General features: G+C 55.5%; 10 protein-coding genes. 1 reads left to right on the forward strand and 9 read right to left on the reverse strand.

From position 1 onward, the window contains the following. Nucleotides 1-157 precede the first annotated feature (157 nt). From M017_RS0106180 to M017_RS0106210, 7 genes are all read right to left on the reverse strand, one after another. The gene (locus tag M017_RS0106180) at nucleotides 158-2,269 is read right to left on the reverse strand and encodes a hypothetical protein (protein ID WP_031496618.1); all 2,112 of its coding nucleotides are present in this window, start codon (nucleotides 2,267-2,269) and stop codon (nucleotides 158-160) included. Beyond that, complete coding sequence (locus tag M017_RS0106185) at nucleotides 2,270-3,055, reverse strand: hypothetical protein (RefSeq protein ID WP_155121277.1); 786 nt, start codon at nucleotides 3,053-3,055, stop codon at nucleotides 2,270-2,272. Between the two features lie 128 nt (nucleotides 3,056-3,183). Beyond that, nucleotides 3,184-4,569 carry a transcription termination factor Rho gene (gene rho, locus M017_RS0106190; RefSeq protein ID WP_420313848.1) on the reverse strand — a complete coding sequence of 462 codons (1,386 nt, stop codon included), beginning with the start codon at nucleotides 4,567-4,569 and terminating at the stop codon, nucleotides 3,184-3,186. Next, the gene (gene yihA, locus M017_RS0106195; protein WP_031496624.1) at nucleotides 4,539-5,108 is read right to left on the reverse strand and encodes a ribosome biogenesis GTP-binding protein YihA/YsxC; all 570 of its coding nucleotides are present in this window, start codon (nucleotides 5,106-5,108) and stop codon (nucleotides 4,539-4,541) included. The genes rho and yihA overlap by 31 nt, the downstream gene beginning before the upstream one ends. 114 nt (nucleotides 5,109-5,222) lie before the next feature. After that, nucleotides 5,223-7,727, reverse strand: a complete 2,505-nt coding sequence (gene lon, locus M017_RS0106200) for an endopeptidase La (protein ID WP_031496625.1) — start codon at nucleotides 7,725-7,727, stop codon at nucleotides 5,223-5,225. A gap of 99 nt (nucleotides 7,728-7,826) precedes the next feature. Next, nucleotides 7,827-9,128 carry an ATP-dependent Clp protease ATP-binding subunit ClpX gene (clpX, locus tag M017_RS0106205; RefSeq protein WP_031496626.1) on the reverse strand — a complete coding sequence of 434 codons (1,302 nt, stop codon included), beginning with the start codon at nucleotides 9,126-9,128 and terminating at the stop codon, nucleotides 7,827-7,829. A gap of 123 nt (nucleotides 9,129-9,251) precedes the next feature. After that, on the reverse strand, nucleotides 9,252-10,127 hold the full coding sequence (locus M017_RS0106210; protein WP_031496628.1) for a sugar phosphate isomerase/epimerase family protein: 876 nt from the start codon (nucleotides 10,125-10,127) through the stop codon (nucleotides 9,252-9,254). Between the two features lie 146 nt (nucleotides 10,128-10,273). On the opposite strand from M017_RS0106210, the gene M017_RS0106215 reads away from it, so the two are divergent. Then, nucleotides 10,274-11,014 carry a hypothetical protein gene (locus M017_RS0106215; RefSeq protein WP_031496629.1) on the forward strand — a complete coding sequence of 247 codons (741 nt, stop codon included), beginning with the start codon at nucleotides 10,274-10,276 and terminating at the stop codon, nucleotides 11,012-11,014. On the opposite strand, the gene M017_RS0106220 is transcribed toward M017_RS0106215, so the two are convergent. Both M017_RS0106220 and ftsH read right to left on the reverse strand, forming a co-directional pair. Next, nucleotides 10,986-11,630 carry an HAD family hydrolase gene (locus M017_RS0106220; protein ID WP_031496631.1) on the reverse strand — a complete coding sequence of 215 codons (645 nt, stop codon included), beginning with the start codon at nucleotides 11,628-11,630 and terminating at the stop codon, nucleotides 10,986-10,988. The two genes, M017_RS0106215 and M017_RS0106220, sit on opposite strands and share 29 nt — an antisense overlap. 4 nt (nucleotides 11,631-11,634) lie before the next feature. Further along, on the reverse strand, nucleotides 11,635-13,548 hold the full coding sequence (gene ftsH, locus M017_RS0106225; protein WP_031496632.1) for an ATP-dependent zinc metalloprotease FtsH: 1,914 nt from the start codon (nucleotides 13,546-13,548) through the stop codon (nucleotides 11,635-11,637). Nucleotides 13,549-13,578: the final 30 nt, after the last annotated feature.

Genomic DNA, 13,578 nt, shown 5'->3' on the forward strand with positions numbered 1-13,578 from the left:
CGTTCATGCTCGAAAGGAAGTCCGAGTTACTCCGCGCCTTCGACAGACGTCGAGGTGGATTTCGTGGTTACCCGTTCCCTTGAACTCTTCGAAAATCACGTCGTCCATGCAGCTTACCTGGGGCTAGTGGCTTCTACTCGATTCCCGTCATCAGATCTCAAAAAATTGATAGATCCAGAAGTGCTGTTTTCGTCACGCCACGCCCCAGGCAGGAGATGGTAATGGGACTCGGCCCCGCGATGGCATCCGGTGTCACGCTCACAACAACCTTAATTGGCCAATCCACCTCTCGGGAGGGCATCCGATCGAAACTCAAAGCGATGCCTGCGTATGTCGGGGCGGCTGTACATGAGAGGTTGCTGTCGAAACCCGCTATAGCGTTCACATTGAAGAAAAACGGCTTCGTCGGCGACAAGTCAGCTGTCAAGTTAAGCGAAGGGCGATCAAACTCCTCAAAACTCAGATCGAAAGATGGAATTGGATTCTCAAAATCCGCCGAGCGGTAGGAGTCCGAACTCGCCAAAGATTCACCGTACCATCTCTCTAGCGGCCCACCGCAATTGACGCTCGCGTGCTCAATTTTGAAGTGTCCACCGGCTTGGTCTCGACGAATCTTCCAACCTGGCACAGATCCCCTTAGCGTATAGGAAAATGGCATAGCTCCCGCGGCCTCAAAGAATTCATTTACCGTATATGCAAAAGATCCGGACTGAGTCACGACTTGCACCTCCCATGTACAGGTTCCTGGCCGGAGCACTTGGATGGGAATGGCGAAGGACAGCTCCTTATAGCCAGAGGGAGGAATTGGGATTGGAGAAGCAGTTAAAGTGGGAGTTCCAGCGAGTACAACGCTAATTTGTGCACCTCCCAATTGCCACGCTACTGTTTGCCCTGCGACGTCTTTACGATCTACAAACTCCTTGATTCCTGAATCGGCATCGATCGTGAGGATTAGACCACTTCTTTGGAATGGACCGCTTTCTCCGACCGCCAGGCGCAGAGCTTCAGCATTCGCTTGCAGGATCATCGTATGAGAGCCGGGCGTTAGGAATTCTGAAGTTGCTAGCTCAAGATACTTCGTTCCCTTCTGCAATCGCCCGCTGAGCTTGTACCGACCTGCCTTACGGACGCTCAGCGCTACGGACAAACCGACAACCTCCGGCTTACCGTCACTGTCGGAATCGACAGAATAGTCTTGGACTCCACCAATTCTTCCCAACCAACGGGTAACAGGTAGACTCGCAAACGCCGACCGCTCGTAGGCAACACTACTCCAAGTACCACTGGCATTTGCCGTGAAATCGCAGTTCCCAGCATTGGAAATCGTCACCTTTGCGCCGTAGATTCCATCCCCCACTTCCCAGTCAGAATCCTTGTCACCAGAATCCAACAAACTGAAAGTACTTTTCGTACCACGCGCTTCCGCCCGAGTGAGGAAATAAGGATCAAAGGGGCCGCGGGGTTGACGGATCACAATTTCGGGAGAAGTCCACACTTGGCCAGGTGTGAGCTGCCCAACCGGTAGCATGGAAGGACTCGCCGTATGGGCGATCGTGTCCGGCTCGATGAAAAACATCAAGTCATTGAGGTTGCCAACAGCATTACTCTTCAACCTGAGCTGGGATCGAACAATTCGCACGTCACCTTCAACCGTACTCCCCAGCGCTACCCAATCTACTAACTCAACCAGCGAGGCAACATCGTGCCGACATTCCATCGTCACAGAAATTGCCGCCCCGGGTAGAGGTGTATTCCCGTCAAAGAGTGCTGCAGACAATACAGCCTCCCGATCTTCCTGAAATCCGTCATCCTTGGTGAAAATCTGAAAGCGGACGGTATCGTCATCGACGATGACATATTGGGCGTCAAAAGGATCATTGAGATTCGATGTTAGTTCCAGGCGCCAATTTCCTTTAGCAATCACGCTTGGAAACTGTACGGCAGTCGCATAGCCGACTCCCAGTTGAGGCAAACCAGTAGTGCCATCTGAATATTGGGACTCAAATTGGAATCCAAACGAAGAAGCGTTGGACGCAATGATTCTCTGATTCGAAGGACTCAAGATCGCCACTTCGACGACAGAGGGCGACTTCAATATGAGGATAGCGCCGCCCTTGGGATGAATCACAGTCCGGGTAAAGGTCATGGGTCTCACTTTCATGACACCAAGATTCCCGGAATCGAGCGGAATTTCTTTATCCTGTCCGGACAACAACATCAGAGTTAGAGCCATGCTCATGAGTAATCGCGTGCTTTTGAGAGCTTTCATCTATCTTCCCTGCGATCTTCCTGACTCGTTGCCTGAGTCTTTTGATAGGCCACCGACATCGATCATGATGACTTCCGAAATATTCGGTTGCCACAAAAGGTAGTTGAAACGAGCATACGGACTCAGAAATGGAATATAGCTTCCCACTTGAGTGATGCTGAGCCGAATCGGCCGGCCAAATCCGGCCAAATGAAAAATACGTGCTTCCGACTGAGGATCGAATATTTCAAGGTGTAAAGCGCCATCTTCATTGCGGAAGGGGCCCACCCTTGGGCCAACAGGATCCAGCTTGCTACTGAAGACATAGATGAGATATGTAAAGCGTGACGCTTGGTCAATTAAGCCCTCACAGGTATACCAGTAGCTATCGGGGAGCGCAGCGGTGAAGATTTTCCCTCTCCAATGAAACTGACCGTTGACACTTCGAGCAGCCGGAATGAAAGAATTGACGCAACGAGGATAGGCAATATTATCCATTCGCATCGGCGGTGGAGAACTGAACTCTGCAGGTTCATCTTCTCTTTTAGGCAAGATTCGCCAACCGTCCGCTACCTGTTGCGCATAGAAGTGATTTCTGTTTTTCCCATCATCGAAAGTGTCAAATTCAGCTACCAGTGGGGATGGACTGATCAGCCCCTGAAAGATGAAGGGCCCCGAATATTTCGATGCACGCATATCCAACTTGAAATACTTCACCTGACTCTCGATCGAGTCGATGTGATAACCGGGCGCGGCGCATCCAGCCATGACGGAAACGAATGGCAACCACCCATAAACACGATTCATCTGCAAGGTCTCTCTGGCATTCCCATCGGCTGCTTAGTCCGATAACCGTAGCGAGCCTGGGCTAGAAACAAAGAATCCCGCCAAACGCGACAGCGCCTGGCGGGATCTTCTTTGAAATTGGCTTCGTTTTAGCCGTTCATACTGGAAAGGAATTCCGAGTTACTCCGCGCCTTCGACAGACGATCGAGCAGCAATTCGACACTTTCGGTAGGCGAGAGCGGCGCGAGCACGCGGCGCAGCACCCAGATCCGGTTCAGCTCATCCTTCGGCAACAGCAGTTCATCCTTACGGGTGCCGCTCTTGTTGATGTCGATCGCCGGGAAGACACGCTTGTCGACCAGCTTGCGGTCGAGGTGGATTTCGTTGTTACCCGTTCCCTTGAATTCTTCGAAAATCACGTCGTCCATGCGGCTGCCGGTATCGATCAGAGCGGTGGCGACAATCGTCAGGCTGCCACCCTCTTCGATGTTGCGGGCCGCACCGAAGAAGCGTTTCGGACGTTGCAGCGCGTTGGAATCCACACCGCCTGACAGCACCTTGCCCGAAGGCGGCACCACGGTGTTGTAGGCGCGCGCGAGACGCGTAATCGAATCGAGCAGAATCACCACGTCGCGCTTGTGTTCGACCAGGCGCTTGGCCTTCTCGATCACCATTTCAGCCACTTGCACGTGGCGGGCGGCCGGTTCATCGAAGGTCGAGCTGATCACTTCGCCCTTGACGCTGCGCTGCATGTCGGTGACTTCTTCCGGACGCTCATCGATCAGCAACACGATGAGATTCACTTCCGGATGATTGGTCGTAATCGAGTTGGCAATCGACTGCAACATCATCGTCTTACCAGTGCGGGGTGGGGCGACAATCAAACCGCGCTGGCCCTTGCCGATCGGGGTCAGCATGTCCATCACCCGGCCGGAATAGTTTTCCTTCGTCGTCTCCAGCTTCAGGCGTTCCTGCGGATAGAGCGGCGTGAGGTTGTCAAAGAAGATCTTGTTGCGGGTCTCCTCCGGCGCCTCATAGTTAATCGCGTCCACCTTGATCAGGGCAAAGTAGCGTTCGCCTTCCTTCGGAGGACGGATCTGGCCGGAGATCGTGTCGCCGGTACGCAGGTCGAAACGGCGGATCTGCGACGGTGAGACATAAACGTCATCGGGACCGGGAAGGTAGTTGTATTCGGGAGCCCGCAGGAACCCGAAGCCATCCGGCAAACACTCCAGCACGCCTTCCGAGAAGATCAACCCGCTCTTTTCCGCCTGGCTCTGCAGGATCTTGAAAATCAATTCCTGTTTCCGGAGCCCGGCCGTCTGGACCAGACCGAAATCCTTGGCAATCACGTTCAGCTTCTGGATACTCATATCCTTCAGCTCAACGAGATTCAGGTTCGGCGCCTGCTCTTTGACTTCGCGACGGCGGTTCTTGCCCGCATTCTCAGCGGCAGCATTTGCTCCGTTTGCCTCGGGGGCCGTCTCTTGCGGCGAATTGGCCGCTAGCTCTTTGTTTTCGTTATCGTTTGCCAAATTTCCCTCACTCCGCGGCCACTTAAGGCCGAGAACGGCATGACTTCTCTGCCGGGCACTTCCGCCCGCATTTCTCTCATGCCCTTTTCTTCTTCCTTCCGGTTGAGCTTGTCGATCTTGGTCGCCACAACCAGGTATGGTCGCTGGTGGTATTCGAGATATTCCCGAAGTGCTCGGTCAGGTTCCATCCACCCGCGTCGCGAGTCGATGAGGAGCAGCGATAATTCGAGTGTTTGGCGTCGAAGCAGATACGCATCTGCAAGCTCTTTCCAATGTGCCGATTCTGATTTCGGAACTCTCGCGTATCCATATCCAGGTAGATCGACAAGACAAAGTCTGCTGCCCACCCGAAAAAAATTGATGGTCTGTGTCCTTCCCGGCGTAGAGCTGACAAAGGCCAACTTTTTCTTGCCGGCCAGACGATTCAGCAATGATGACTTCCCCACATTACTCCGGCCTAGGAATGCGTACTCAGGAAAAGTTTCAGGGGGAAATTGTTGTGGGTTTGCTGCGCTGGCTAGGAATTCAACATCAAACATCCCGTCTCCAATAGAAAAAAGAGGGCGTCTGAACCAACGCCCTCCATTCTAGCTCAAATTTTGAATTTTCGTGGGTCCAGATTTCTGGACCCACTCTCATCTGTTGCATGAAGCTTAGTGGCGGATATCTTCCACTGGCTTAGCCGAGTACTCGATCGTGTGCGGCGGAATGCCCACCGGCTCACTTTCAAGTGCCAGCTTCAGCACTTCATCCATGTGGGCGACAAAGTGCAGCTTCATGTTCTTCTTGACGATATCCGGGATATCGACAAGATCCTTCTCATTGTCCTTAGGCAGAATCGCTTCCGTGATGCCGAAGCGATGCGCCGCCAGCAACTTCTCTTTCAACCCACCGATCGGCAATACCTTGCCGCGCAGTGTGATCTCGCCGGTCATCGCGACGTCGCCACGCACCGGAATCTTCGCCAGCGCACTCGAAATCGAGGTAGCGAGCGTGATGCCAGCCGACGGACCATCCTTCGGGATTGCTCCCTCCGGAACGTGCACGTGGATGTCGATGTGCCGGTAGAAGTCCCGCGGCAGACCGAGTTGGTGTGCGCGGCTGCGCACATAGCTCATGGCCGCCTGCGCCGATTCCTGCATCACATCGCCCAGCTTGCCCGTCGTCGTCAGCTTGCCGCGACCCTCGAGGATTGAGACTTCCGTGGTCAGAATTGAACCGCCCACTTCCGTCCAAGCCAAGCCTGTCGTTGAGCCGATCTCGTTCTTGCGCTCGGTCACCGTGTCCCGGTATTTCTCCGGTCCCAGGAACTCGTGCACATTCTCGGCGGTGACCGTCGCCTTCTTGAATTCGGGCCTTGCCTCGGCCGGCACTGCTTCCTTCGAAGCAATGTCGACGATCTCTGCCTTCTTCTTCGATTTCGACTTCTTCACCGGCTTCTCTTCTTCGGCCGGAGTATCCATCGGCATGGACATCACCAGCGAACGGGCCACCTTGCGGAAGACGTTGCCGACTTCGCGCTCGAGATTGCGGACACCCGCTTCCCGCGTGTAACCGTTGATCAGGGCGAGCAAGCCGCTGTCTTCAAACTCGATCTGGTCGGTTTTGAGACCATTGCCTTCCAGCTGTTTCGGCACCAGGAAGCGCTTGGCGATCTCGAGCTTCTCAAGCTCGGTGTAACCGGACAAGCGGATCACTTCCATACGATCCTGCAGCGGGCCAGGAATCGTGTGCAGCACGTTCGCCGTGGCGATAAACAGCACGTTCGACAGATCGTACTCGACGTCGAGATAGTGATCCTGGAACGAAGTGTTCTGCGCCGGGTCGAGAACTTCGAGCAACGCCGCGGATGGGTCGCCCCGGAAGTCCATCGACATCTTGTCGATCTCATCGAGCATGATCACCGGATTCTTTGTTCCAGCCTTCTTCATCATCTGAATCAGCTGGCCCGGCAGCGCACCGATGTAGGTGCGGCGGTGGCCACGGATCTCGGCTTCGTCACGGACGCCACCAAGGGACAGACGCACAAACTCGCGGCCCGTCGCCTTGGCGATGGACATGCCGAGCGAGGTCTTACCCACGCCGGGAGGTCCGACAAAGCAAAGGATCGAGCCCTTCGGCTTTTCAACCAAGCGGCGGACGGCGAGGAACTCCAGAATGCGTTCCTTGATCTTGTCGAGGCCGTAATGATCGCTCTCGAGAATGTCCTTCGCGAAATTCAGATCGCGAATTTCCTTCGAGGCTTTCTTCCACGGCACGGCAAGCAGCCAATCGAGGTAGTTGCGGCTGACGGTCGACTCGGCCGACATCGGCGGCATATTTTCCAAACGGCGCAGTTCGCTCATCGCCTTCTCAAAGGCGTCCTTGGGCATGCCCGCAGTTTCGATCTTCTTCTTCAGCTCGTCGTATTCGCTCTTCTCGCCGCGGCCCAGTTCCTTCTGAATCGCCTTGATCTTCTCGTTGAGGTAGTACTCTTTTTGCGCCCGCTCCATCTGGCGCTTCACGCGCCCCTGGATCGTGCGGTCCACCTGCAACTTCTCGATTTCGATATCGAGCATTTCGGCAACGCGGGTCAGCCGGTCGATCGGATCGAAGATTTCGAGCAGTTCCTGCTTCTCCTCGATCGTCAACTGCAGATTCGCGCCCACCGTATCGGCGAGCTTGCCCGGATCGTCCGGACGAATCGCGGCCACCATCGTTTCGTAGTTGAGGTTTTGGCTGAGCTTGACGTATTGCTCAAACTGAGTCGTCACGCGACTCACCAGAGCATCAAGCTGCGGTCCGCCTTCGATGCGGAATGCCGAAGTCTTCACCACCGCGCGGAAGAAGCCATCTTCGTCGCTGACACTGATGACTTTCCCCCGTTCCACGCCTTCTACCAGCACCTTGATGTTGCCATCCGGCTGCTTGAGGCTCTGCACGATGTTCGCCACCGTACCTACTGTGAAGATCTCGTCCGGCCGCGGCTCGTCAATCGAAGCGTCATGCTGCGTGGCCAGGAAGATTTGCTTTCCTGTCGCGTTGGCTTCTTCAAGCGCGCGAACACTCGATTCCCTGCCGACTACGAACGGAGTCATCATATGCGGGAAGATGACCACGTCTCGAATCGGCATCATGGGCAGCCGTTTTGTGTCTGTTCTCTCTTTTGATGCCAACATAGTTCCCTGTTTCTAAAGACGCAAAACCTGGCGGGAAGATTCCCTACCAGGCCCTACACCTTCGGTTAGTTCTTGTGTCGGATTCTTCTCAAAGTGAAATCAACCGGCCTTCTCTAAAACGGCAAGGTTGATTTTCTGGTTGAGGACCATTTCCTTGGTCACCAGAAATTCGCGGATTTTCTTCTGGCTGGGCAGGTAGTACATCAGGTCAAGCATGAGCTCTTCCATGATCATCCGCAGGCCGCGCGCGCCTACTTTTCGCTCGAGGGCGAGCGAAGCGATTGCCTCCAAGGCATCATCGCTAAACTTAAGTCTAACATTTTCATACTCGAACAGCTTCTGGTACTGCTTGACCAGTGCGTTCTTCGGTTTGGTGAGAATCTGAACCAGCGCTTCCTTGGTCAAATCCTCCAGAATCGCCACCACCGGCAAACGGCCGATGAATTCCGGAATGAAGCCAGCCCGGATCAGATCCATCGGCTGGCACTGCTGCAGCAGTTCGCTGTCGCGCTTGGCCCCGGCGGCAATGCCATAGCCGCTGCTGGGCGCCGGAAAGCGAATTTCCTTGTCGCTTCCTTCTTCCTGGTTCGCAAAGCCAATCTGCTTGCGGCCCACCCGGCGCGAGATGATCTTTTCCAATCCGACAAAGGCCCCCCCGCAGATGAACAGGATGTTCGTCGTGTCCACCGGGGTGAATTCCTGGTGCGGGTGCTTGCGGCCGCCCTGCGGCGGCACATTGGCGACAGTCCCTTCGAGAATCTTCAGCAGCGCCTGCTGCACGCCTTCGCCGCTCACGTCACGGGTGATCGAGGGGTTGTCGTCCTTACGGCCGATCTTATCGATTTCATCGACGTAAATAATGCCCTGCTGGGCGCGCTGGACATCCCAGTCCGCGTTTTGCAGCAGACGCAGGATGATGTTCTCGACGTCCTCGCCGACATAGCCGGCCTCAGTCAGGGTGGTCGCATCGACGATCGCAAATGGAACATCGAGAATGCGGGCCAGCGTCTGCGCGAGCAAGGTCTTGCCCGTGCCGGTGGGGCCAATCAGCAGGATGTTGCTCTTCTGCAACTCAATATCGCCCGAGCGGGTCTTGTTCATCTGGATACGCTTGTAGTGGTTGTAAACCGCCACGGCGAGCTTTTTCTTCACCGGCTCTTGGCCAATGACAAATTGCTCCAGAAATTCCCGAATTTCAAAAGGCTTCGGCAGCTTATTCGGCGAGCCGTAGGTGCTTTCCTGCTTGTCGTCTTCGAGGATCGAATTACACACCGCGATGCATTCATCGCAGATGTACGCACGCGGGTAGTCGCTAGGGGAGGAAATCAGCTTCCCGACTACATCCTGACTCTTATGACAGAAAGAACAACGGAGCGCGTCGTCAGATCCAGTTCGCTTCACAAATTTTCTCCTGGGGAGGCGGAGCTTCCAGTATCCCTCAGTATATCAGTGGGCTGGAACGGCCTTTCACAAAAATGCGGCCCGCCGCCACAAAGTAATAGAACTACTATCGTAAGACCTTTGCTATGCGGCATAGGTGTCCAGAAAACGTCTTGCCGCCTGCACTCCTTGGAATTCCGTCAATCGTTCCCCCTCATATTCAATGCCAACCCAGCCGCGGTAACCGGCTCTGCTCACAATCCCCATCATCCGGTCCATATCGAGAGTCGTCTCTTTCCCATCGGCGCCAAAGTCCCAGCACTTGAAGCTCACCCCCTTGGCGAACTGCATTAATTTTTCGACAGCGAGATACTTATCGGTCTCTTTGGGGAAATTTCCAAAATCTGGGAGCGTTCCGAAATTCGGCCGATTCACCATCTTCATCAGACGCAGCAACACATCCGGGTTCGACGAGACGCCGCCATGGTTTTCGATCAGAATGTTGATCTTGCTCGCCTGGGCATACTCGCAGATGCGGGTGAAGCTCTCCTGGCAACGCTCAAGTAGCACCGCAATCTCGGATTCGGTCTTCGCCTCCTGATTCGTGTGCATGTTCATCCGAATCGCGTGGCAGCCCAGTTCCGCCGCGTAATCAACCCACTTCTGGTGGAGAGCAGCGGACTTCAGCCGCTCCGCCCGATCGGTATGGCCCATCATGCCCTCGCCATCGCACATGATCAAAACCCCTTCGACCGAGAACTTCTTCATATTGCTCTTGAGTCTTGCCAGATAGGACTGGGTTGGCGAGCCCCACAGCGTGTTGACAAACTCCAGACCGCCAATCCCGTAATGCTCCCGCGCCACTTGCGGGAAGTCGAGGTTGGTCAGCAATCGGCTTTGGATCGTCTTATGGAAGCTCCACTCGGCCAGCGAAATTTTGAATTTCCCATTCTGTCCTTTTGCGGCATTCGGAAGCACTGGCAAGAGAGCACTGAGAGAAAGCAATTGACGTCTGGTCATGCTGAACAGAATACCCCAACCCGCCGTCCGCGCGTCCCATGAAAATTGCTCCATCGAGCCCCCGTGCAGAGGCTAGTAACTCACCGTTTCCCGCATACGTCTTTCCAGAGTCACCGGATACTCTGCGCTCCTAGGATCAAGAAAACGTGTATCGTCACCTCGCAACATTCGCCTTCCTCGCCGGAACTGCACTCTATGCGCAGACTCTGAATACGCCCGCCCAGGACCATGCTCCACAGGCTGAGGCCGAACCCACTGAAGCCCCTCACGACGCCTCCAACATCATCCATCCCAGCCAGTCCGACATGCTGGTTGGCACTCGCGTCCCCCGAGGCCTCGAGTGGAGCTCTCCGACCAATGAGGAACGATGGCGCGTCTGGTGGCGCGGCATCGCGGCCAGCCCCGGATCGTATATCCGCGCCACGGTCAGTTCCGGGATGAGTCATCTCTCGAACAGTCCGCGGGATTATGGGCAAGGGTGGGATGCGTTCGGACAGCGCTACGGCAATGCCTTTCTCACCTACTCGCTGCAGGACACGGCCTCACAGGGCTTGGCCGCGGCCGCTCACTACGAGATGCGCTACATCCAGTGCAAATGCACCAAGGTGCTGCCGCGCATCGGACACGCCCTCGCCTTCAACTTTGTCACTTATGACCAGTCCGGCAAGAAGGTCTTCAATTGGCCTTCGATTGTCGGGGGTTATGCGGTGGGGATGCTCTCGACCCAATACACGCCGAACCAGAAATGGTCCGCACAAGGCATCCAGTCCGGAAATAGCGCCATCTATTTTGGCTTTGCTTCTTCCTTATTGCAGGAATTCACGCCCAGCAAGCTGTTCAGCCGCCGCACGCACCAGGCTAAGAACGCAGCGAATGCAACTCCGTGATCGAATCAATCCAGTAATCCGGCTCGCAGGCGCGCAGTTCTTCCACTAAGCCGTAGCCATAGCTGACCGCACACACCTTCACACCCGCAGCCTTACCGGCCACCAGATCGGGAACGGAATCGCCCACCATGAGGCAATCCTCCGGCTTTGCACCGATCGCTTCCATCGCCTTGAAGAGGACGTCCGGCTTGGGTTTACTGGGGAAGCCATCCGTCCCTTGGATGTGCTGGAAGTGTCCGGCCAATCCAAACTGGGTGAGAATGTTCACCGCGGTCTGAGTCCCCTTGGTGGTCGCGGTCGTTTTTCTGCCCCCCAGGCGCCCCAGACTTTCCGCAACATCGGGGTAGAGCTTGGTGGCCCGATGACCACGGGCCGGATATACCACCCGGTACTCCCGCACCCATTCGTCAATTTGCTCGCGTCCTGCCTCGGGAAACAAGTCGGCAAACAATTCGTCCAGATGCTTGCCGATATAGCGTTCGAGAAAAGAGACCGGGACATCCGGACGCGACGTGTTCTTCAAAACGCTCAAAACCGCCCCACAAATATCGGGGGCGGAATCGAGCAAAGTGCCATCTACGTCAAACAGATAAGCCTTGAAAGGCGGGATCGCCATTCGCTTAAGCGGGACTCGGGTTCGGATTCGGGTTCGGACGAATCCCGTTCTCCGAACGCAATACTGGCTGCGTCTGGCCGTCACTATTGTTCGACTTGTTGTTGGAGTTCGGACGAGCCGCTGGCAACGATTCGCCAGCAATCAGCATCCGCACTTCATTCCCGTCGAGGATTTCGCGCTCAAGCAACGCTTCGGCAATCCGGATCACCGCTTCGCGATTCTCCGTGATCAGCTTCGTTGCCGTCTCATAGCCTTGCTGCACCATCCCCCGGACCTCGCCGTCGATCGAAATCGCCGTCGCCTCCGAGTAGTCGCGATGCTGAGCAATCTCGCGGCCAAGGAAGATCTGCTCATCCTTCTTGCCAAAGCTCAGCGGGCCGAGCTTGCTCATGCCCCATTCGCAAACCATGCGCCGGGCCAAATCCGTGGCGCGCTCAATATCGTTCGAGGCGCCGGCAGTCTTGAGGCCGAGGAAGGTCTCATCCGCCACGCGGCCAGCCATTGCCGTTGCAATCTGCGCTTCACACTGCAACACGTTGATGTCGTTGCGATCCTGTGTCGGCAGGTACATCGTCACACCCAACGCCATACCGCGCGGAATGATCGAGACCTTATGCACCGGATCGGAATCCGGCAACAAGGCACCCACCAACGCGTGTCCGGCTTCGTGATAGGCCGTGTGACGCTTCTCTTCTTCGGTGATAAACATCGAGCGGCGCTCGACACCCATCATGACTTTGTCCTTGGCGACTTCAAAGTCCACCATCGAGACGACTTTACGGTTCTGGCGGGCGGCAATCAGAGCCGCTTCATTCACCAGGTTCGCGAGGTCTGCACCGGCAAAGCCAGGGCAGCCACGAGCGATCACGCTCAATTCCACGTCGTCAGACAGCGGAATCTTCTTCGTGTGTACCTTCAAAATTTGTTCGCGGCCCTTCACGTCCGGCCGGCCCACCACCACGCGGCGGTCAAAGCGGCCCGGGCGGAGCAACGCCGGATCCAGCACGTCAGGACGATTGGTTGCGGCCACCAGGATGACGCCTTCGTTTGATTCAAAGCCGTCCATCTCCACCAGCAACTGGTTCAGAGTCTGTTCGCGTTCATCGTGACCACCGCCCAGGCCCGCGCCACGATGGCGGCCCACGGCGTCAATTTCGTCGATGAAGATGATGCAAGGGGCATTCTTCTTGCCTTGTTCAAACAAATCGCGAACGCGGCTGGCGCCGACACCCACAAACATTTCGACGAAGTCAGAGCCAGAGATGGAGAAGAACGGAACATTCGCCTCGCCAGCGATCGCGCGAGCAAGCAAAGTTTTACCGGTGCCAGGAGAGCCAACCAGCAGGACGCCCTTCGGAATGCGGCCGCCCAGCTTCTGGAACTTCTGAGGCTCCCGCAGGAATTCGATGATCTCCTGGAGCTCTTCTTTCGCTTCCTCTACGCCTGCAACGTCCTTAAACGTTACCTTCTTCTGCTGCGAACTGTGGAGTCGGGCTCGGCTCTTTCCAAAGCTAAGTGCCTTATTGCCTCCACTTTGCATCTGGCGCATCATGAAAATCCAGAAGCCCAACAGGAGGATGAACGGTGCCATTTGGAACACTAGGCTCAGAATTCCGTTCGAACCCGTTTCCTTGACTTCCGTGTTCACGCCCTTCTTCTGAAGAACGTCAAACAGCGCCGGATAATTGGCTGGGATTACGGTCTTCAGACCAGAGCCGTCTTCTCGATAGATCCCGCGAACATCCGTGCCGGTGATCTGTACGCTCTTGATGCGGTTGTCCTCAACCTGCTTCATAAAGTCACTGAAAGTGACCTGGGCGTCCGCTTTATTGTTGCCTTTGCGAACCACCACGAATATGAGTGCCACCACACAGATGATGACCGCCCAAAATATGACCGACTTGACGTTGGAGTTCATTCTTACCTTAAAGACGTAAACAGTTCGTAA

This window comes from Bryobacter aggregatus MPL3, assembly GCF_000702445.1.
GTDB lineage: Bacteria > Acidobacteriota > Terriglobia > Bryobacterales > Bryobacteraceae > Bryobacter > Bryobacter aggregatus.

Coding starts and splice junctions, on each gene's coding strand:
- M017_RS0106185 (WP_155121277.1), bottom strand. CDS start 3,055: ATGAATCGTGTTTATGGGTGGTTGCCATTCGTTTCCGTCATGGCTGGA.
- yihA (WP_031496624.1), bottom strand. CDS start 5,108: ATGTTTGATGTTGAATTCCTAGCCAGCGCAGCAAACCCACAACAATTT.
- ftsH (WP_031496632.1), bottom strand. CDS start 13,548: ATGAACTCCAACGTCAAGTCGGTCATATTTTGGGCGGTCATCATCTGT.
- M017_RS0106210 (WP_031496628.1), bottom strand. CDS start 10,127: ATGACCAGACGTCAATTGCTTTCTCTCAGTGCTCTCTTGCCAGTGCTT.
- M017_RS0106220 (WP_031496631.1), bottom strand. CDS start 11,630: ATGGCGATCCCGCCTTTCAAGGCTTATCTGTTTGACGTAGATGGCACT.
- M017_RS0106180 (WP_031496618.1), bottom strand. CDS start 2,269: ATGAAAGCTCTCAAAAGCACGCGATTACTCATGAGCATGGCTCTAACT.
- lon (WP_031496625.1), bottom strand. CDS start 7,727: ATGTTGGCATCAAAAGAGAGAACAGACACAAAACGGCTGCCCATGATG.